At 48.2% G+C, this 19,581-nt stretch carries 22 protein-coding genes; 4 read left to right on the forward strand and 18 right to left on the reverse strand.

Annotation, left to right across the window (positions count from 1 at the left end; genetic code table 11):
• Positions 1 to 4: 4 nt before the first annotated feature.
• The gene (locus ACXN9U_RS17645; protein ID WP_489201980.1) at positions 5 to 775 is read right to left on the reverse strand and encodes a glycosyltransferase family 2 protein; all 771 of its coding nucleotides are present in this window, start codon (positions 773 to 775) and stop codon (positions 5 to 7) included.
• A gap of 280 nt (positions 776 to 1,055) precedes the next feature.
• Between ACXN9U_RS17645 and gerQ the strand changes: the two genes are divergently transcribed.
• Positions 1,056 to 1,598 carry a spore coat protein GerQ gene (gene gerQ, locus ACXN9U_RS17650; protein ID WP_060963983.1) on the forward strand — a complete coding sequence of 181 codons (543 nt, stop codon included), beginning with the start codon at positions 1,056 to 1,058 and terminating at the stop codon, positions 1,596 to 1,598.
• Positions 1,599 to 1,644: 46 nt separating this feature from the next.
• On the opposite strand, the gene ACXN9U_RS17655 is transcribed toward gerQ, so the two are convergent.
• From ACXN9U_RS17655 to ACXN9U_RS17680, 6 genes are all read right to left on the reverse strand, one after another.
• A complete protein-coding gene (locus ACXN9U_RS17655; RefSeq protein WP_003150969.1) occupies positions 1,645 to 2,016 on the reverse strand; it encodes a DUF423 domain-containing protein in 372 nt (123 codons plus the stop codon).
• A 62-nt stretch (positions 2,017 to 2,078) separates the two neighbouring features.
• A complete protein-coding gene (locus ACXN9U_RS17660; protein WP_489201981.1) occupies positions 2,079 to 3,398 on the reverse strand; it encodes a purine/pyrimidine permease in 1,320 nt (439 codons plus the stop codon).
• A gap of 18 nt (positions 3,399 to 3,416) precedes the next feature.
• Entirely contained in the window at positions 3,417 to 3,839 is a 423-nt protein-coding gene (locus ACXN9U_RS17665) for a YwdI family protein (RefSeq protein ID WP_045925773.1), read from the reverse strand.
• 58 nt (positions 3,840 to 3,897) lie between these two features.
• Positions 3,898 to 4,581: a uracil-DNA glycosylase gene (locus tag ACXN9U_RS17670; RefSeq protein WP_016937539.1), complete on the reverse strand. Its 684-nt coding sequence runs from the start codon at positions 4,579 to 4,581 to the stop codon at positions 3,898 to 3,900.
• 14 nt (positions 4,582 to 4,595) lie between these two features.
• Positions 4,596 to 5,402 (reverse strand): glycosyltransferase family 2 protein, encoded by an 807-nt coding sequence (locus tag ACXN9U_RS17675; protein WP_060965097.1) that lies wholly within the window; start codon positions 5,400 to 5,402, stop codon positions 4,596 to 4,598.
• A gap of 84 nt (positions 5,403 to 5,486) precedes the next feature.
• Positions 5,487 to 5,684 (reverse strand): hypothetical protein, encoded by a 198-nt coding sequence (locus tag ACXN9U_RS17680; protein WP_489202509.1) that lies wholly within the window; start codon positions 5,682 to 5,684, stop codon positions 5,487 to 5,489.
• 89 nt (positions 5,685 to 5,773) lie between these two features.
• Here ACXN9U_RS17680 and ACXN9U_RS17685 point away from each other — a divergent pair, with 89 nt between their 5' ends.
• A complete protein-coding gene (locus ACXN9U_RS17685) occupies positions 5,774 to 6,586 on the forward strand; it encodes a bifunctional hydroxymethylpyrimidine kinase/phosphomethylpyrimidine kinase (RefSeq protein WP_016937537.1) in 813 nt (270 codons plus the stop codon).
• Between the two features lie 17 nt (positions 6,587 to 6,603).
• Here ACXN9U_RS17685 and ACXN9U_RS17690 read toward each other — a convergent pair whose 3' ends face one another.
• The 5 genes from ACXN9U_RS17690 to ACXN9U_RS17710 all read right to left on the reverse strand — a co-directional run bounded on the left by ACXN9U_RS17690 (position 6,604) and on the right by ACXN9U_RS17710 (position 11,160).
• Positions 6,604 to 6,840: a hypothetical protein gene (locus ACXN9U_RS17690; RefSeq protein ID WP_489202510.1), complete on the reverse strand. Its 237-nt coding sequence runs from the start codon at positions 6,838 to 6,840 to the stop codon at positions 6,604 to 6,606.
• A gap of 114 nt (positions 6,841 to 6,954) precedes the next feature.
• Positions 6,955 to 8,394, reverse strand: coding sequence for a sucrose-6-phosphate hydrolase (locus ACXN9U_RS17695; protein ID WP_489201982.1), 1,440 nt, complete (start codon positions 8,392 to 8,394; stop codon positions 6,955 to 6,957).
• A complete protein-coding gene (locus ACXN9U_RS17700; RefSeq protein WP_489201983.1) occupies positions 8,391 to 9,773 on the reverse strand; it encodes a sucrose-specific PTS transporter subunit IIBC in 1,383 nt (460 codons plus the stop codon). The genes ACXN9U_RS17695 and ACXN9U_RS17700 overlap by 4 nt, the downstream gene beginning before the upstream one ends.
• A 218-nt stretch (positions 9,774 to 9,991) precedes the next feature.
• Positions 9,992 to 10,822, reverse strand: a complete 831-nt coding sequence (locus tag ACXN9U_RS17705) for a PRD domain-containing protein (protein WP_489201984.1) — start codon at positions 10,820 to 10,822, stop codon at positions 9,992 to 9,994.
• Between the two features lie 23 nt (positions 10,823 to 10,845).
• The gene (locus ACXN9U_RS17710) at positions 10,846 to 11,160 is read right to left on the reverse strand and encodes a hypothetical protein (RefSeq protein ID WP_060963978.1); all 315 of its coding nucleotides are present in this window, start codon (positions 11,158 to 11,160) and stop codon (positions 10,846 to 10,848) included.
• 523 nt (positions 11,161 to 11,683) lie between these two features.
• Here ACXN9U_RS17710 and ACXN9U_RS17715 point away from each other — a divergent pair.
• Complete coding sequence (locus tag ACXN9U_RS17715) at positions 11,684 to 14,095, forward strand: S8 family peptidase (protein ID WP_489201985.1); 2,412 nt, start codon at positions 11,684 to 11,686, stop codon at positions 14,093 to 14,095.
• Between the two features lie 41 nt (positions 14,096 to 14,136).
• Here ACXN9U_RS17715 and ACXN9U_RS17720 read toward each other — a convergent pair whose 3' ends face one another.
• The 4 genes from ACXN9U_RS17720 to ACXN9U_RS17735 form a co-directional block, all read right to left on the reverse strand.
• On the reverse strand, positions 14,137 to 15,138 hold the full coding sequence (locus ACXN9U_RS17720; RefSeq protein ID WP_489201986.1) for an LLM class flavin-dependent oxidoreductase: 1,002 nt from the start codon (positions 15,136 to 15,138) through the stop codon (positions 14,137 to 14,139).
• Positions 15,139 to 15,301: 163 nt separating this feature from the next.
• On the reverse strand, positions 15,302 to 16,051 hold the full coding sequence (gene nfsA / locus ACXN9U_RS17725; protein WP_047475928.1) for an oxygen-insensitive NADPH nitroreductase: 750 nt from the start codon (positions 16,049 to 16,051) through the stop codon (positions 15,302 to 15,304).
• A gap of 102 nt (positions 16,052 to 16,153) precedes the next feature.
• On the reverse strand, positions 16,154 to 17,341 hold the full coding sequence (locus ACXN9U_RS17730; protein ID WP_060963976.1) for an FtsW/RodA/SpoVE family cell cycle protein: 1,188 nt from the start codon (positions 17,339 to 17,341) through the stop codon (positions 16,154 to 16,156).
• 193 nt (positions 17,342 to 17,534) lie between these two features.
• Positions 17,535 to 17,924 carry a GNAT family N-acetyltransferase gene (locus tag ACXN9U_RS17735; RefSeq protein WP_489201987.1) on the reverse strand — a complete coding sequence of 130 codons (390 nt, stop codon included), beginning with the start codon at positions 17,922 to 17,924 and terminating at the stop codon, positions 17,535 to 17,537.
• A 364-nt stretch (positions 17,925 to 18,288) separates the two neighbouring features.
• Here ACXN9U_RS17735 and ywcE point away from each other — a divergent pair, with 364 nt between their 5' ends.
• Complete coding sequence (gene ywcE, locus ACXN9U_RS17740; RefSeq protein ID WP_060963974.1) at positions 18,289 to 18,549, forward strand: spore morphogenesis/germination protein YwcE; 261 nt, start codon at positions 18,289 to 18,291, stop codon at positions 18,547 to 18,549.
• 43 nt (positions 18,550 to 18,592) lie between these two features.
• On the opposite strand, the gene qoxD is transcribed toward ywcE, so the two are convergent.
• Together qoxD and qoxC are read right to left on the reverse strand one after the other, a co-directional pair.
• Positions 18,593 to 18,961, reverse strand: a complete 369-nt coding sequence (qoxD, locus tag ACXN9U_RS17745) for a cytochrome aa3 quinol oxidase subunit IV (RefSeq protein ID WP_016937521.1) — start codon at positions 18,959 to 18,961, stop codon at positions 18,593 to 18,595.
• Between the two features lies 1 nt (position 18,962).
• Positions 18,963 to 19,577: a cytochrome aa3 quinol oxidase subunit III gene (gene qoxC / locus ACXN9U_RS17750; RefSeq protein ID WP_013354030.1), complete on the reverse strand. Its 615-nt coding sequence runs from the start codon at positions 19,575 to 19,577 to the stop codon at positions 18,963 to 18,965.
• Positions 19,578 to 19,581 lie beyond the last annotated feature (4 nt).

Raw genomic sequence — 19,581 nt, forward strand, 5'->3', positions numbered from 1 at the left:
GCCCTCACCCCTTTCCAAGCTTTTTTAATGATTCCCTCAGCTCCCGGCACGTGGCCTGCTGCGGAAGGCTGCTCACAAACTCATTTTTTTCCGCCGCGAAAAGCTGATAATGAATGGATTGATTGGTAATATAATTGATATCAAGCTCCTCAGAAATCGGGTAAAACGGATAAAAATGATTCACTCTCCAGAAGAAACGGGCATCACCGATGCGGTAAAACGCGGGGCTTTCATCCCAATAGGAACCGAATGCCGATTTGACCTGTTCCAGCACGGAAAACCGATGCATGACTGAGCAATGGTCAATGGCGCACGGCGCATTCCATACGATCCGGTCGGCGGGCCTGGCCGTTTCCTTCACCGTCTCCTTCTGCTGATTCAGATGATAGGTTTTGGAACTTGAATACACAACAGCTTTTTCCGGGTCGGCATCAAGCTCTTTCACCATTTTCTCAAGCCGGTCCGGCACATATGTGTTGTCATCGGTCGCATACGTCACATACTCGCCCTCCGCCATTTCTATTGCCTGATTAATCAAGGCGGCGTAGCGTGTTTTTTCCGTCCTCTCTTTGACGCCCGATACATCGCTTTGATAAAACCGGACGCGGGGATCTGTGAGAAAAGGGCGTATTTCCGCCAATGTCGCTTCGTTTGAGTTGTCATCCATAATAAAAAGCTCAAAGTCTGTAAACGTCTGGGACAGAATACTTTTAATAGAGCGGGCCACATAGTCACTTTTGTTATAGCTCGTCATGATCACTGACACTTTAGGCAACTCGTCACCCCCTTTACGTACCTGAAACTACCGCTATCATATGTTTCTTATGTTAAAGATGCGCTAGGATTACAGACTATTGTGTGAAAAGTCAGCTTTTCTTTACAAAAAAAAGCCGGCTTTGATGGCCGGACTAAAGGAAGCGTGTTTCTTTTTTTTGCATAAATCTTTCTATGGGCTCATATGGTGGAATAGATAAAAACGGCAGCCGCTTTGAAGGCTGTCTGATACTTGTCAGGAGGTTCCAGCACCAAGAGGTTTTCATCAAAGGAGGAACAATATGAAACCGAAAAAGAATCAATATCAGCAAATGCAGGGGATGGGGATGGGAATGGATATGCAGGGATACCAGCCGCAGCTCGGGCCTAATCCTTATCCGCAGCCTCAGGGCCAAGGATCACAGATGATGCCGATGCAGCAGCAAATGCCAATGCCGATGCAGCAAAGCCAGCAGGGCTTCGGCGGAGGGTTCTCCGGCCAGCCGCAGCAGCAGGGCGGCGGGTTTCAAATCCCGTCGGGTCCATCATCATCACAAAGCGTTCCCGGCATGCTGCCGATTGAAGAATCATACATTGAAAATATTCTGCGGTTGAACCGGGGCAAAACGGCGACGATTTATATGACATTTGAAAACAGCAAAGAATGGAATTCAAAGATTTTCCGCGGTGTGATTGAGGCGGCGGGGCGTGACCATATCATTATCAGCGACCCGAAAACGGGCACCCGCTATCTGCTTTTGACCATTTACCTTGATTACATCACGTTTGATGAAGAAATTGCTTATACTTATCCGTTCTCCATGTCTTCCTATTCTCCGAGATAAAGCAAAAAGCCAATCGCTCACTTGGCAGAGGATTGGCTTTTTTTCTTTATAAATATTTGACGGCTGCGACGATAATCATAATCCATGAAATAATAAACGCCACGCCGCCGAGCGGTGTAATCGCTCCGAGAATGGAAATCTGCGTCACGCTCAATACGTACAGGCTTCCTGAAAACAGGACGATGCCCGCGAACATCAGCCAGCCTGCAACCGACACGCTGCCTGCGCCGGAGAGCTTCTCGGCCAAAAAGGCGACAGCCAGAAGGCCGAGCGCGTGATACATATGATATTGCACGCCTGTGTGCCATACCTGCAGATATTTATCGGGGATTTTCCCTTCAAGCCCGTGTGCGCCGAAAGCGCCCAGCGCCACTGCCAATAAGGCGTTAATCGCGCCCAGAATAATAAACACTTTCATCTATTTTCTCCCGCCTTTTCGTTAAAGTTTCCATTTCAATCATAACCCAACATCGGCAAAATTCAACGTCCGTCCTCCGATGACACGAGATTGTCGGATTTTTTCCTTTTGATAAGCTGGGTTCGGTCAATCGCGATCGCCAGCAGCGTCCCCAGCACAAGACCGTTGCTTAAGAGCGAAATCAGGATCGGGTGCATCCCTGATAATGCGCTCTCCGGCACAAACATCACCCCGACTCCCGTCAGGAGCGCCAGACCGATAATGGAACGGATTCGTTTTTGCTCCGCTTTCTCATAAGAGTCAAACTCTGTAAAGGCAAGACCCGCCATTGTTGAGAAAACGACGAAGTTTACCGCAAAGCCGACCGGTGAGGGCAGACTCGCAAACGCATTCATAAATAATGGGATCATACTGATGATGATGACAAATACACTCCCCAAAAGAAACGGCTTTTTCGAAGGAAGCTTCGTCGTCTCAATAAAACCGGCCGCCCCTGAGATCGGCACGGGCGCAATGCCTCCCGACAGCCCGCTTAAAAGGTGGCTGATCGAGGCCGCAAACCCGGCCGGACGCTCACGCCGCTTCCCCACGGTGCCGCCGAATTTTTTCACAGCCGCTTCAACAACTCTGATGCTCGCGAGCATATTGACAATCAAAAGCACTGTAATGAAGAGTGACGTAATGATCAGACCGCTGTCGAACGCAGGTTTTCCAAACGGAAAGAGAGTCGGAAGCTGAATCGTGCGGTCCGGTATTTGAATTGGTCTGGCAGCGCCGAAGACGGCAAACAAGATCCATCCGCCGGCAAGCGAAAGAAGAATCGCATACTGCCTTAAAAAAGTAACATTTGATCGGGACATGATGAACATCGCAGCCGTCACAACCATGGCGAGCCCGAAGACAAGACCGTCGACGCTGTTTTTTAAATAGCCGATGCCCAAAAGGCCTTTCACAATCGGCTGACTCAGCTGCATGACCAAAAGCAGCAGATACACGCCCGTCACTACCGGTGTAAACAATACGGCCAGCCATTCAATCACTTTAAAAAGGCTGAACAAAAAGAAAAAGACAGCGCTTAATAACAGCGCCCCCTGCAGCGCCCGCAGCGTCTCGCCGAATGTCGCAAACACCGTGCCCGTCAATCCGCCGTAAATCGTGTATACGCCCCACCATAAGCCTGCCGGGCTTTCATTAATCGGCAGACGATGGCCTTGAAGACATTGGATGACCGCCGCGACGCCAAGCACAAAAAATGTGCTCTGAATCAATACGGCAGAATCGGCATGGTTCAAGTGAAATGATTGTGCGATGGCGACAGGAACCACAATTGCAGCCGCAATCATGAATGCCGCCCATTGCAATCCCCCGAGTATCAGTTTCAAATCAATCAACCTCTCCTGTTAAAAATCGAAAATGGAATCTCCGTTTCCGTCTTCCTCACGTTCGTCTTTCGCTTTTTTCTGATATTGGCTCAGCCCGGCGCTGCCCATCATTTTTTCAAGCAGAAGCGGGTCTGTCGAAGGTGACGAGGACGGCTTCGTCGCCGCTTTAGGGATCGGATTCTGCACAGGCGCCTGAGCGGTATCCGTCTGGGTGCCGAGCACGACGTCACACAAAGAGCGGATGGCGGCCGCGTGCATTTTGACATCCTCGGCGCGGGATGCCGTTTTCGCCTGCCTCAGTTCTTCTTCCATCTTCTGAATCAAAGCAGAGATATGTATGTTCATGAGTAAATCCTCCAGCAGTAATTTGTCTTCTTCCTGCATTTTATCAAATTTCTGAACCAATCGCAGAATTGAGTTTGTTATTTTTTCTGACAGCATACCGCCCGGAACGTCAAAAAAGACGCTTCCGCCGGGCGGAAGCGCCTCAAAACACCATTTATTGCGGCAAATCGGGAATGCACCAGTCGATCGGCTGTTCCCCCATTTTTTCAAGGGCGGCATTTGTCCGGGAAAACGGTCTGCTCCCGAAAAAACCGTTCCTTGCCGAAAACGGGCTCGGATGAGTCGATTCGATAATAATGTGTTTCGATGTGTCAATGCGCTCTTTTTTCATCTGTGCGTGACGTCCCCACAGGATAAAGACGATCGGCTTTTCTCTTTCATTCACCACATCAATGATGCGGTCAGTGAGCCGCTCCCACCCCTTGCCTTTGTGGGAATTGGCCTGACCGCGGCGAACCGTAAGCACTGTGTTTAACAAAAGCACTCCCTGCTCCGCCCAGCTGACAAGCGATCCGTGATTCGGTACGGGGCAGCCGATATCATCCTGAAGCTCTATGAAAATATTTTTCAAAGACGGCGGCTGTCTGACGCCGGGCTGAACGGAAAAACTAAGCCCGTGCGCCTGTCCGGGCCCGTGATACGGATCCTGCCCGAGAATGACCGCTTTTACATCCTCATAAGACGTATAATGCAAGGCATTAAAAATATCATGGCTGTCAGGATACACCGTTTGGCTGCGGTATTCTTGTTTCAGCATCTCTCTCAGCTCTTGATAATACGGTTTGTCGAATTCGTCTTTCAGCTGATTCCACCAGCTGTCCTTTAAAAGCTGTTTCAAACTGTCCGTCCCCCTTATGAAGTGTGCAGTCTTGAATAGACGGGCTTTCCGTCCCACACAATGTCCGTCGGCGCCTCCCGCCTCTTCATGTCCGGCTCTTCAAGAAGAACCGCGAAATTTTTCGTCGGGAGCTCCCCAAGCCCGTGCTTTTCGCTTAGCCGGTCTAAGTACTGCTTCCGTTTTGCGCCGAGGTCCGCAGACTGATTGCCGCCTCCCTCAAAAAACGCATATATGACGCTCGCGCAAGGAACACGCTTCACACGGTGCTGTTTCGCAGCGCGCAAATAAAAATCCCAGTCCCAGTAATTATGGACATCCGGATCAAAATATCCTAACGTGTCATGCAGAGAACGCCTGTACATGCTGCCTGACGGGACATACGTGGAAAACACCCGCATATCCTCATAATCGGCCGTATAGGCGAATGGCTTTCGTGAAACCGGAAATCTCGTGTTGTCCCGTTCTTCAAATGACACAATTTCCGCATCCGAATGAACCAAGTCGGCATCAGCGAGCTCAGCCGCCATTCTTTCCAAATGGCCCGGCGTAATGAAATCATCATCATCGCACAGCATGATACAATCACCTGACGCTTTTTTCACACCGGCGTTACGCGCTTCCACATGTCCGGCATTCTGTTCTAAATCAATCATCTGAATCGGCAGATCGCTGTACAGCTTCTTCGCCTCCTCGACTGATTCCCCGGCATCATTTACGATGATTACTTCATAAGGCTTTACGGTCTGCCTGGAAATCGACTCCAGCAGCTCACATAAAGCCGGAATCCGATTATACGTGACTATGACAATTGATATATTCATGATCCGCTCCTTCTGCTTTTTCTCATGTTCTATTAAAACATAAAGCGGCGGAGAGATCAGGGGGGATTTTTGATTTCAGCCCATTCAGAAACAAATCATGGTCATGCCCGCCAGCAAAACCAGAATGATCAGAAGATCTCCCCAAACAGCGCAAACCGCCTTGGCATTAAATCTGCCCGCCTCCATGACATTCCAAAGTTTTGATTGATAAACAGGCACCAATACCATCGCATAGCACGTGCACAAACAGACAAAAGCCGGCGGGACAAGCGCATCCCTCACTGTCAAATCATTCCTCTAAGCCTTTCGTATTGTGATCAGGAGAAATTCTAACTATAATGAGGTATAAAACACTGATGGAGGCCATTGATATGTCAATGCACAAAGCACTTACTATTGCCGGTTCTGATTCCAGCGGCGGCGCGGGAATCCAGGCCGATTTAAAAACATTTCAAGAAAAAAACGTATACGGAATGACGGCTTTAACCGTTATCGTAGCGATGGACCCGGAAAACAGCTGGGATCATCAAGTATTTCCGATCGATGCCGACACGATCCGCGCACAGCTTGCGACGATCGTTGACGGAATCGGCGTAGACGCCATGAAAACGGGAATGCTTCCTACCGTGGAGATCATTGAGCTTGCGGCGAAAACGATTAAAGAAAAACAGCTGAAAAATGTCGTTATCGATCCGGTCATGGTCTGCAAAGGAGCGAACGAAGTGCTGTATCCGGAGCACGCCGAAGCGCTGCGCACCCAATTGGCCCCGCTGGCAACCGTCATCACGCCAAATCTGTTCGAAGCAAGCCAGCTGAGCGGCATGGATGAATTAAAAACGGTGGAAGACATGAAAGAAGCGGCCAAGAAAATTCACGAACTCGGCGCGAAATATGTATTAATTACAGGCGGAGGAAAGCTGAAACATGAAAAAGCGGTCGACGTGCTGTATGACGGGGAAACCGCGGAAGTATTAGAAAGCGAAATGATTGATACGCCTTACACGCACGGAGCCGGATGCACATTCTCCGCCGCCGTTACGGCAGAATTGGCCAAAGGCGCTGAAGTGAAGGAAGCCATCTACGCGGCAAAAGAATTTATCACCGCAGCCATCAAAGAGTCCTTCCCGCTGAACCAATATATCGGACCGACTAAACATTCGGCGATGCGTCTTAGCGGTAAATAAAATAAATATCCCCCTCATCACCGAGGGGGATATTTCATTTTTTTCGCGGATGAACGTAAAAACATCTCAATCGATTGCACAAACAGCGCATATTCCTTCATCTGTTCATATGTATGACTCAGCCGATCACTCCATTCGTTGTGCGGCTCGGCTCTCCTGAGCATGCGTTTCAGCTGAAGCAATACTTCTTTATATTCTTCCCGCTTATCTTCCACTTGCTCTGCGGCTTTGATAAGTAAACATTTCGGCGTCATCTTCTGATTTTTCAAAACTGAGAAAACAACTCCTTTTATTCCTGAAAATAGTAGTCTTTCGTTGAAGATTAGCACAGATGGCATAGGTTTCACATAAGAAAAAAGAACGATTTTCTACAAAAGTGTCCAAATAGAGGCAGTTATTTCCGTTCTTCCTCTCGATGTAACCGTTACCTCATCATTTCCCGGGAAAGGAAAATACCTGGCGCTGAATACCTCTTCTCCGTCATTTAAAAACAATTCGATGGAGGATGCATCCAAAAAGAGCTGGAGGGAACGCACCTCACTGATGGCGCAGCTTCTCGTTTCTTTTTCTTCTTCGCTGAAAGCGGTGCGCTCCAGCACGGCAAGCCCCTCTTCCTGATGAAATATAAACCGGGCCGCGCCCCGGATAGAGATTTCAAAACCCGATTCATGAGTCATGTCTTCCAGCAGCACTTCAGCCCGGGACGCCTCTTTCACCGGGAGGGTTTCTGACGAGCGATTCAATTGAAGACGGCGCTTTTGCTCATCCGTGCGCCGTAATTTCATTTCCTGAAGCGGACGCTGTATGATTCTGCTGTTTGACAGTGAAAGCTCTCTCGGCATCGTCAAGCAGTGAACCCAGTGATACGCATGTGTCGGATGTTTGTCCTCCTGCTGATCCGGGACACCCATCCACGCGAACAGAATCCTCCGTCCCTTATCGTCTTCCAGCGTCTGCGCCGCGTAAAAATCAAATCCCCTGTCAAGCTCCGTGAATTCACCGTGCTTAAACTCAAGCGGCTCTGTATCCAGTCTGCCGAGGAAATAGCCCGCCTGATGGCTGTTATGATATTTTATCCCGTCAGCGTCAAGCCCCTGCGGACATACGAGCAGCACGTCGGTTCCGTCCAAAGAAAACAAGTCCGGGCATTCCCACATATAGCCGAATGACCCGAGACCGCCGGAATCCGCCCCCGCAATCGCACCGAGAAACGTCCAATCCGTCAAGTTCTCTGATGTGAACAGCACAGCGCTTCCGGTGAGATTTTCTGTCTGCGCGCCGAGCACCATGTAATACATCCCGTCCTTCTTCCAAACCTTCGGATCACGGAAATGAGCGGTATAGCCTTCCGGGAGACGCGCAACCACTCCTTTTTTTTCAAACACTTTTCCGTCTTCGGATACGGCGAGGCATTGATATGTTTCACGATTGCCTTCTCCATCACGGACATTGCCTGTGTACAACAGGCAGAGCCGGCCGTCTTTTTCAATGGCGCTTCCGGAATAACAGCCGTTCTTGTCATACCACTCGCCCGGCGCAAGCGCGATTTCTTCCTCTTTCCACTCAACAAAATCCTTCGTCGTCACATGCGCCCAAAATTTCGCGCCATGCCCCGTATGAAATGGCTGCCATTGAAAAAACAAGTGATACTCGCCGTTCCATTGGATCACGCCGTTCGGATCGTTTAAAAGCCCGACCGGCGGCATAATATGATAGTTCTGGCGGTACGGATCTTTTGCAGCGGTTTCCCGGCGCTTCTTTTTTGCTTCCTCAGCCTGCATGCGCAGCTCTTGATCCAGTGTACTCATTTGGCTGCCTCCTTTTCTTTAGCTCCCATAATGTAAGCGGCAATAAACGCCGTTACAGAGGCGATGCCCATTCCAATCAGATAGTTTATGAGATTTCCTAAACCGAGCGGAGCCGTGATGGCAATCATCGGAATTCCGCTCAGACCGTAGGCATTGGCGGCGACACCGGTTACCACGACATAGGCGCCTCCCAGCGCTCCGCCGATCATTCCCGCGATAAACGGCTTGCGGTATCTTAGGTTCACCCCGAAAATGACGGGCTCGGTTACGCCGAGAAAAGCGGAAAACGCGGCAGGCAGAGCGATTTCTTTCATTTTCACTTTTTTCGTCAGGAAAAATACAGCCAGTCCCGCCGCTCCCTGGGCGACATTCGCCATCGACCAGATAGGAAGGATATAGTTTCTGCCCAAATCAGCGATGAGGCCGGCCTCAATCGCATGAAAGCTGTGATGCACACCGGTAAGCACAATAAGCGGGTAAGCCCCTCCGAAAAGCAGTCCTGCAACAATGCCCGCATGATCATACACATACATCAGCGAGACGGTAATGCCAGATCCGATCGCCCTGCCAAGCGGACCGATTGCGATAAAGGTGATAAATCCGGTCACAATCACCGTGACAAACGGCGTGACCAATAAATCTAAAGCGTGAGGCACAATTTTCCTCGTGCCTTTTTCCACCTTGCTCATAATGTAAACGGCTAACAGTACGGGGATGACCGTCCCTTGGTAGCCGAGCAGCGCAATGTCGAAGCCGAAGAGCTGCATAAAATCAGGCAATGCATCCGCAAGCCCCCATGGATTCAAAAGCGCCGGATGGATCATAATTCCCCCGAGCACGGCACCGAGATAGGCATTACCGCCAAATTCCTTCGCCGCGCTGAATCCGATGAATACGGGCAGGAAGATAAACGCCGCGCTCGAAAACATGTCTAAAAGCTTAAACAGCGATGATTGTTCAGACACCCAGTGAAAAGCCTTCATCATGCCGAGCAGCCCCATTAAAAGTCCGCTTGCCACGATAGCCGGAATGATGGGAACGAATATGTTAGACAGTGTCTTCGCAAATCTTGCGGCCGGATTCAGCTTTTTTTTCGCTGCGTCCTGATGTGTCTCACGATCCTCCCGCCCCAAATCGGCTTCTTTTGAAAAAGCGTCATACACTTTATTCACGAGGCCGGTGCCGAATATAATCTGATATTGCCCCGAGCTGCTGAAAGCCCCTTTTACGCCTTCTATTTCTTCAATGCCGGCCTGGCTGATCTTCTGTTCATCCTGAATGACGAGCCTGAGCCGCGTCGCGCAATGTGTCGCGCTGATGACGTTTGATTCCCCTCCGATATGTTTGATAAGCTGTTTTGCCGTTTTTTGATAATCCATTACGTTTCCCCCTTTCCAAAATCAAAAAAGACCTAAAATTCGCCAACGAAAAAGGTCAGCATGATCCCTTTTTCATGTACGCAAATTTTAGGTCTTGCCTGCATTACCAGTCACAATCCCGCCGGATTCAGTTTTTTTAATGCGCTTTCATTTTATTTCATGATAGCGCTTTCGTCAATATGTTTTCAAAAAAAAGTCTGTTTCTCGAAACAGACGCGTTATTCCGGGTTTTTTTGCAGACGCTGGACATGCAGCGTAATATAGCCTGCCTCGGATTCCGGCAGCTCCAAATCATATTCATTTTTTAAAAACGCCGCCAGTTCAAGCGCACACCGATAAGCAAACGGATACTTTTTTTGGATGAAATAAAGCATCTCCTCGTCCATGGAGTGAAGAGCTTCATTTGAATCCAACCGGCTGACCGCATACCGCAAGTGCGTGACGAGGCGCTGATAGGAAATACTGTCTTCATCAACCTTCTGTTCAAAAAAGGATTCGATCTTTTCGATCATTTCTTTGATCATGGTTGTATGCTTCATCGCCGAATACATGCTTTTGGCATCCTCCTTGGCAGTGTGGATATGAAGCGCGATATACCCCGCCTCATCGTCAGGCAATGATATACCGAGGGTTCGTTTCACGTGTTCGACCGCCCAACGGCCGATTTCATATTCTTTTTTATAGAGCGCCTTAATTTCATGAAGCAATCGGTTATGCACCTGAAAGCCGTTTTGAATCCTTTCGATCGCAAAGGATAAATGGTCCGCCAGCGCAATGTGGATATGATCGCTCAAAGGCGCCGCAAGCTCTCCCTCCGCATGGCTGATGATATCTTCAGCCGCTTCTATATGCTCTTCGGGAAGCGTTTCTAACACTTGTTTGAACTTTTCATTTTCGTCGTGCACGACAAATATTTTTTCAATTTTATGTTTTTGAATCACATCATTTTTTCTCTTTTGAAAAGCGATTCCGGGACCCATTACGATCTTTTCCCGTCCGTCTTCTTTTATTAACGCCGCATTGTTATTTAATACTTTGTCTATTCTCAAGAGGTTCGCTCCCGTTCATATGTTTAGTGGGATTGTACCCTCTTTTTCATATGATGTAAAGGCACCGGACCTGCGCGCTCCCGTTTCGGCAATTCTTTGCGGACCGGCACCCACCGGTTTTTATCCAGCCTGCCGCAGGCCGATTTCGTCTCATCGGTCAGATCCGCCGATCGGACTCGGCTCACAAACAAAAATGCCCCAGCCGTCCGTTTCGCTTTCTTATGATAGACAGCTTGGTTTCCGTACACAGCGGCTAATTGATATCTTCCGTTTCCCGGCGCCATCCAGTTCATCAGAAAGACCATCCACACCCGTAAAGATACCAGCAAACGTTTCATTGCAAATCATCCCTCCGCTTCTTTTTGACAGACAGCTTGTTCGCAGGCCTGTTTTCTCTCCGCTTTAACGGAAAAGGCGGCCGATCCTTCTCCGCTAAAAACTAGCGGGTCTAGCAACCCTATGACTCTATGATAGACGCGGCCGGGCGAATTGTTTGTCACAATATGAGTGAAAAAACAAACTAGTTTTCAGAAGTTTTGTTGAAAGCTGATGGAAATGACCTGAAAAATGGAGAAGCGGTTAAAAAAGTTATACACAATTTATCCCTTGGTTAAGCACAGCTTAAACACAGGTGATATCCACATATCCACAAATATGATCTATATTTTGTATAGGAACATTCGTTCCCAACAATATATATACACAAATTTATTCAGTTATACACAGGGTTCTGTGTATAACTCCCTCCATATTCACAGACCAATTTCCAGAAATGAGTCCTATGTCACAAGGAATATTTTGAATTTTCGAGAAATATATACTATATTTCTAATTTAGATAAAGAAAAAGGGGGAAACACGATTGAAAAAAGGAATCATCCGTTATCTTCTTCCGGCTTTTGTCTTATCCTTTACCTTATCCACAAGTTCACAGGCGGCGCCGGCTTCAAAATCTCAAGCTCCTGATCTTGAGAAGGCAGAGGTGTTCGGTGACATTGATATGACCACCGGCAAACAAACGACGGTCATCGTAGAGCTGAAGGAAAAGTCACTGGCGGAAGCAAAGGAACTCGGTAAAACACAATCAAAAAGCAAGCTGAAAAGCGAACGCGCAAAAGTAAAAAACAAAGCGCTCAAAACCATTAAACACGGAAAGATCAACAGGGAATATGAGCAAGTGTTTTCCGGTTTCTCCATGAAACTCCCGGCCAATGAAATCCCGAAACTGCTGAGTGATCAGGATGTCAAAGCGGTTTATCCGAATGTCACCTATCATACCGATCAGCTGAAAGATAAAGACATCACCCTTGCTAAGGATGCCGTGTCTCCGCAGATGGATGACAGCGCGCCTTATATCGGGGCAAATGACGCGTGGAAGCTCGGCTATACGGGTAAAGGCGTCAAAGTTGCCATTATTGATACGGGCGTCGAATATAAACACCCTGACTTAAAGAAAAATTTTGGACAATATAAAGGATATGATTTTGTGGATAACGATTACGATCCTGAAGAAACGCCGTCCGGTGATCCGAGAGGCGCGGCGACTGACCACGGAACTCACGTCGCGGGCACAGTAGCCGCAAATGGAACGATTAAAGGCGTCGCGCCCGATGCAACACTCCTTGCTTACCGTGTGCTCGGTCCGGGCGGAAGCGGAACAACTGAGAACGTCATCGCCGGTATCGAACGCGCCGTACAGGACGGAGCGAATGTCATGAACCTCTCGCTCGGCAATTCTGTGAATAACCCGGACTGGGCGACAAGCACGGCGCTTGACTGGGCGATGTCAGAAGGCGTCACGGCCGTTACATCAAACGGAAACAGCGGTCCGAACAATTGGACCGTCGGCTCACCGGGAACGTCCAGAGAAGCCATCTCCGTCGGAGCGACACAGCTGCCGCTGAATGAATACGCCGTCTCCTTCGGTTCTTATTCCTCAGCGAAAGTGATGGGCTATAACAAAGAAGATGACATAAAAGCACTGAATAAAAAAGAAACAGAGCTCATAGAAGCGGGTATCGGCGAGCAAAAGGATTTTGAAGGCAAAGATCTGAAAGGAAAAGTCGCAGTCGTCAAACGGGGCAGCATCGCCTTTGTGGATAAAGCCGACAACGCCAAAAAAGCGGGCGCGATCGGTATGGTTGTGTATAACAATGCCCCGGGAGAAATTGAAGCCAACGTACCGGGCATGTCCGTGCCGACCATTAAGCTTTCATCAGAAGACGGCGAAAAGCTCGTCAGCCAATTAAAAGCGGGCAGCACAAAAGCGACATTCCATTTATCAGTGGCTAAATCGCTCACTGAACAAATGGCAGACTTCTCGTCTCGCGGTCCTGTTATGGACACATGGATGATTAAACCGGATGTCTCAGCTCCCGGCGTAAACATCGTCAGCACCATTCCGACGCATGATCCGGCCAACCCGTACGGCTACGGATCGAAGCAGGGAACGAGCATGGCCTCCCCGCACGTAGCCGGCGCAGCTGCCGTCATCAAGCAGGCCAAACCGAAATGGAGTCCGGAACAAATAAAAGCCGCTCTCATGAATACGGCAGACACCTTAACGGACGCGGACGGTGATGTATACCCGCATAATGCGCAAGGTGCCGGAAGCATCAGAATCATGAAGGCGATCAAAGCAGACTCCCTTGTCGCCCCGGGAAGCTATTCTTACGGAACGTTTATGAAAGACAAAGGCAATGAAACGAAAAAAGAAACCTTTACGATTGAAAACCAATCATCCATCAGAAAATCATATCAGCTCGAGTACTCTTTCAACGGCACGGGCATTACCGTTTCGGGCACAGACCGGGTCGTGATCCCCGCTCATCAAACCGGAAAAGTCAATACGAAGGTAAAGGTCAATGCCAAAAAAGTAAAGGCAGGCACCTATGAGGGAACAGTCACAGTGCGTGAAGGCGGAAAAACAGTCGCAAAAGTGCCGACGCTGCTGATTGTAAAAGAGCCGGACTATCCGCGCGTGACGTCAATTGACGTGCAGGACGGCACAACACAAGGAACCTACCAAATTGAAACTTATCTTCCGGCGGGAGCCGAAGAGCTTGCCTTCCTTGTATATGACAGCAATCTTGACTTTGTCGGCCAAGCCGGCATTTACAAAAAGCAGGATAAAGGCTATCAATATTTCGACTGGAACGGCAAGGTCAATGGTGACACCGCACTGCCGGCAGGAGAATATTACATGCTGGCCTATGCCGCGAACAAAGGGAAATCAAGCCAGGTGCTGACTGAAAAACCTTTTATCATTGAATAACCAAACAACCCTGCTGAAGCATCAGCAGGGTTTCTTTTTGATCATTCGGCAAAGGCTTCGCGAAGCAGCCGGTACGACTGAAGTTTATCTTCAAACTGATGAGTAATGGTCACAGCCATCACTTCTTCCGTTCCATATGCTTTACTGAGAGCCAGAATCTGTTCTTTCACTTGCTGCTTTGTTCCGATGATCATTCGATTCCGATTATCGGCAATTCGTCTTTGTTCATACGGTGTATACGTATTGCCGCGGACGGTTTCGTAAGACGGTACGCCCTGAAGCGGAATCCCCTGTTCACCCGCAAGAAGCGTATAATCCATGACGGCCGCGAGTTCCTCCGCTTTCTCTTCAGTATCCGCGCACAGTACAAATACCGCCACGGCCGTTTTTGGTTCTTTTCCTAATACAGAAGGTTTAAATCGGCGCTTATATTGTGCCGTCGTGCTTTCTCCGCCTTCTCCATTAATAAAATGGGCAAACATATAGCCTGCTCCATTTTCTGCACTCAGAAGCGCGCTTTCCCCCGAAGAACCGAGAAGCCAGACTTCCGGCGCCGTCTTAATAAGGGGTGATGCCGTCAGATTCGGAAAACGATGATTTTCGTCGGCTGTATCATGCAAATACATCGCCAGCTCACGAATCTGCCGCGGGTATTGATCAGCATTCCGCTTCCCGCCGTCATTCAGCGCCCATGACGCGATCGGCATTCCGCCCGGCGCCCGTCCCAATCCGAGATCAATTCTGCCCGGCGTCAAACCTTCAAGCACGCGGAAATTCTCCGCCACCTTATATGCGCTGTAATGCGGAAGCATGACACCGCCCGAGCCTACACGGATTCTGTTCGTTTTCGCCGCAATATGGCTGATCAGCACTTCAGGGCTTGAACCCGCCAACCGCTCTGAAAAATGATGCTCTGACACCCAAAACCTCTTATATCCGAGTTTCTCCGCCTCCTGCGCGAGCCTCACTGTATCCCGCAGCGCACACTCTGCAGTACTCCCTTCTGATACAGGAGATTGATCTAATATACTTAATGAAATCATCACTGTCACCTCCTCAACATCGTACCACTGCTAGGCCGTTTTTTCTTTCTGTATGCTTATAAGCATCCCTGATGCTAAACATTTATATACCTTGTTCCATTTTGTCGAAATATGTTACACGTGAAACATAAAAAAAACCTCTCCCGTCAGGAGAAGTTTTTTCTTAATTTTTTTGAAAACCTTTATCTTTTACATATTGATTTAAATACGTTCTCGGTTTTTGTTTCATGAACTGCAGAATTTGATCAGACCATGTTTCAACCCGCTTGCCGTTTGTCCGTTTATCATAGTAATCGGAGATGGTTTCATCATATTCCTTCATATAACTGCGGAAGTTTTCTTCATTCGTATCGTATGTGTTTTCATGATATACGGCTTGTTTCGGCAAACGCGGCTTTTGACCTGACGGATGAGCGGGGTGGCCGACTACCAGACCGAACAGCGGCAGCACATGGTCAGGCGTACCGAGCACTTCCGTCACCTGATCAAGTTCATTCCGAATGCCTCCGATGTAACAAATGCCAAGGCCCATTGATTCTGCGGCAACACTTACGTTTTGGGCGGCAAGTGCGGCATCAATGACGCTGACCATAAACATTTCCGTATTCTCAAGAAGCTCTGTAATGTTTTCGCCTTTTTCTTCAGCAAGTTTTTTATGACGGTACAAATCAGCGCAAAACACAAACAAGTGCCCGTTATTCTCGACGTAAGGCTGATTTCCGGCCAGCGCCGCCAGCTTTTGCTTTTTCTCCGGATCGGTTACGCCGATGATGGAGTAAGCCTGCACGTAACTGGACGTTGACGCCGCCTGCGCGCTTTTCACTAATGTATCTATCTCTTCTGCTGTCAGCAGCTCGTCAGTAAATGATCGGATCGACCGATGATTAAGTATGGTTTCGATGGTATTGTTCATATAAAAGCCCCCTTCTCTATATATCATATCCCAAAGGGAATCATGCCAAAAGCAAAATGCTCTGAACAAAAAAAGACAGCCCGAAAAACGAGCCGTCTGACATTATGAATTGAACAAATAACTTTTATATTTCGTCAGCTGCACACTTGCGTTATATACAATCCCGAAGCTGATCAATGTAGATAGCACCGAGCTCCCTCCATAGCTGACAAACAGAAGCGGAATTCCGGTAACCGGCATAATGCCGATATTCATCCCGATGTTCTGGAAGGTGTGAATCACGATAAGTGCAGTAAATCCTACGCAAAAGAACGCGCCAAACCGGTTAAACGCATGCAGACGGTCAATCAGCACCACAAGCCTGTAAATTAAAAAGAAAAACATGACAACCGCAATGGCACAGCCTAAAAACCCAAAACTTTCACCCAAAATCGCAAAGATAAAGTCGGTTTGTCCCTCAGGCACGTACACTTTCAGATTATGAACGCCGTTTCCGGTAATACCGCCCGATCCGATCGCCATAACGGCCTGATCCACCTGCCAGCTTTTATCGCTCTCTGCCTGAGTCGTTGCCGCACTGGAGTCAGACATCCACGATGTAATCCGGTTAATTTGATAATCCGCAATGCCGATTGAATTCGCCACATGGGGAAATTCAATTACCAGCACTAAGAAAAGGCCAAGCACAAGCGCGGCCGAACCGCCGATAATGGTGATCAGCTTCCAGTTCACACCCGACATAAACACCATCACCATAACGATAAACAGACAGATCGCTCCCGTTCCGGCATCCTGCAAAACGATCAGGCCGATCGGAATCACTGTCCATGCCGCAATTTTCAAAAGCAGATTCACATCTTCCCGAAGTGATCTTTGATCTTTCGGGCTTGCCTTCGATATAATGGACGCGACCATCATCATAATTCCTATTTTCGTAAACTCAGATGGCTGGAGGGTAAAGCTTCCGATTTTAAACCAGCTTTTTGCCCCGTTCTTAATCGGGGCGATGGATTCCGGTGCGACACGCAAAAGAAGCAGTGAAAGCACGCCGGCAATTAATACGTACAGACTCAGTTTTTCAAGCTGCTCTAAATCAAAATACATAATACCGACCATGAGACCGGCTCCGATGACATAAAAGACGATCTGTCTCATCCAGGCATCACTTCCATACTGCCCGAACTGTCCGGCTGCATAAATCGCCGCAACACTAATTATTAAAAACACACCAAATATAAAAATCAAATCCCCCTGATAATAGGGATTTTGCTGTTTCTTATATCGACTCATTCTATCCCGCCTTACATTTTCATCGGAAGTCACTATTGTTTATTATACATGAACACCGTTCAAGAAAACATGATGAGGTTGTTTCTTTTTACGGTTTGGGGACTACACGACATATGACGTGTCAGAAAAGGAAATGTTTCGGTCATGATGAAACTTTTCCGATAAAAAACCCCTTCTCGTCAGAAAAGGGGTTTCATCTCATGTTTAATGTCATAAACAAACTGCTCGGGTCTTCATTGTCGTCCGCAAACGGTCCGCAATATTGAAACCCTGTTTTTTCATACAGGCGTCTGGCGGGGAGAAAAGCATCCATAGAACCGGTTTCCAAGCTGATCCGCTGATAGCCTCTCCGCTTTGCTTCTTCAATTATATGGTGAAGGATTCGTTTGGCCGCGCCTTTTCTGACATGCTGCGGAGAGGTTTTCATTGATTTCACCTCACCGTGCCGGCTGTTCAGCTCCTTTAAGGCGCCGCAGTCGAGCAGGACGCCGTCTTCCCTCGCACTCCAAAACGTCACGTCAGGCTGGCGCAGGCGGTCCGCATTGAGCGCGTGTATACTCTCCGGGGGAGAATGCAGGGTCATGCTCTTCAGATGCGCCTGCAAAAGCGCAATGACATCCGGCGCTGTTACATCTTCTTTCCTTCCTTACGTGCACTTCAACCACCCTTGCTGTGCATATTTTCTTTGACCATAGCAAAGGTTCACAGCCTGCGCCACACCATTGTATGGAAATGTGACAGGGTATTTGGCCTTTCCGGTTTCTTGTACCTATCCAAAAATGAGGCAATAGTTGCAATACATTTCTCGAAAAAGCGGTATCAAAAATTGGAAAACATGGTATAATAATTGTAACAAAATGTTCAAAAAACGACCACAAAACAGACACATTTTATTCTCTGTATTTCATTTTGGAAACGTTACCATAAAATGAAAGGAGACATGTAAGATGGACATGTTTTTTGCTTATTTACTGGTCGCAAGCGCAACACCCCTCTTTATCTGGCTGGATAACAAAAAAGTGGCCCTCTCGGCCATACCGCCAATCATTTTAATGTGGGTTTTCTTCTACTTTTACGCAACCAGCAGTCTATCCCCTCTCGGCCACACACTCATGATTATCCTGTTTGCCGTCAACGTCATCGTTGCCCATATCGCCGCCTTTATCATTTACGGTCTTCCGCGCCTGCGCCGGAGAAGAAGCCGATAAAGGCACAAAAAACCCTCTTCGCCTGAACGAAGAGGGTTTCTTTTTATTCCTGATGTTCGGAATGTTGTTTCGCACCGCCTGGAGGGTTTCCATCCATATGGTCACCGTGTTGGTAGTGCGCCGCAAAGATCCAGATGGAACCAAGGATGATGACAATCGCTCCGAAAAATCCGAAGAGCGTGTTTCCGACTTGGATTCCGCCGTTTTCGCTTTCTGTCATGTGCATGAACATGAGAAGCTGCAGGCCGGCTTGAATAAATGCGAATCCGAAAATGATCCAGAGTTTTGCTGATGGACTTAATTCCGTATATACCGCAACCCAAAGGGCCAGCAGGGTCAGAATAATAGACAACGCAAAACCTACGATATGCTTCCACGGAAAGTGGCTGTGTTCAGCAGATTTGTTTGCCATATTATAGTCCCCCCAATCCGATGAGATAGACGCCTGTAAAGATGAAAATCCAAACAACGTCTAAGAAGTGCCAATATAAACTTGAGATAAAGATTTTTGAAGACGTCTGCGGCGTTAATCCGCGTTTCTTCAATTGCAGTAAGATGCCGGTAATCCAGAAGATACCGATCGTTACGTGCGTTCCGTGCGTTCCCAGAAGGACGAAGAATCCAGACCAGAAAGCACTTGTACCGAGAGATGCTCCTTCATGTACATAGTGGATGAACTCGTTAAGCTCACATCCGACGAAGCCCGCGCCGAGAAGAAGCGTAATGATCGTCCAAATGACGACGCCTTTTAAACTTCCGCGACGCATTTCATGAACAGCGATCCCGCAGGTGAAACTGCTGATCAGAAGCAGGAATGTCATGATCATGACAAGCTTCACTTCAAATAATTCAGCCGGTAAGACTCCTCCTGCTGTTCTTCTTTGAAGAACGAAGAAGGTTGCAAATAGTGTTGAGAACAACACAATCTCTGCCCCTAAAAAGATCCAAAACCCGAGAATATTGAGTCTGCCGGTTTCAGATTGATATTCCATAGGCGCGTTAGAATTGCCGTGTTCTGCATGTTCCATAAAT

The sequence above is a fragment of the Bacillus sp. BACIII genome, assembly GCF_057836745.1.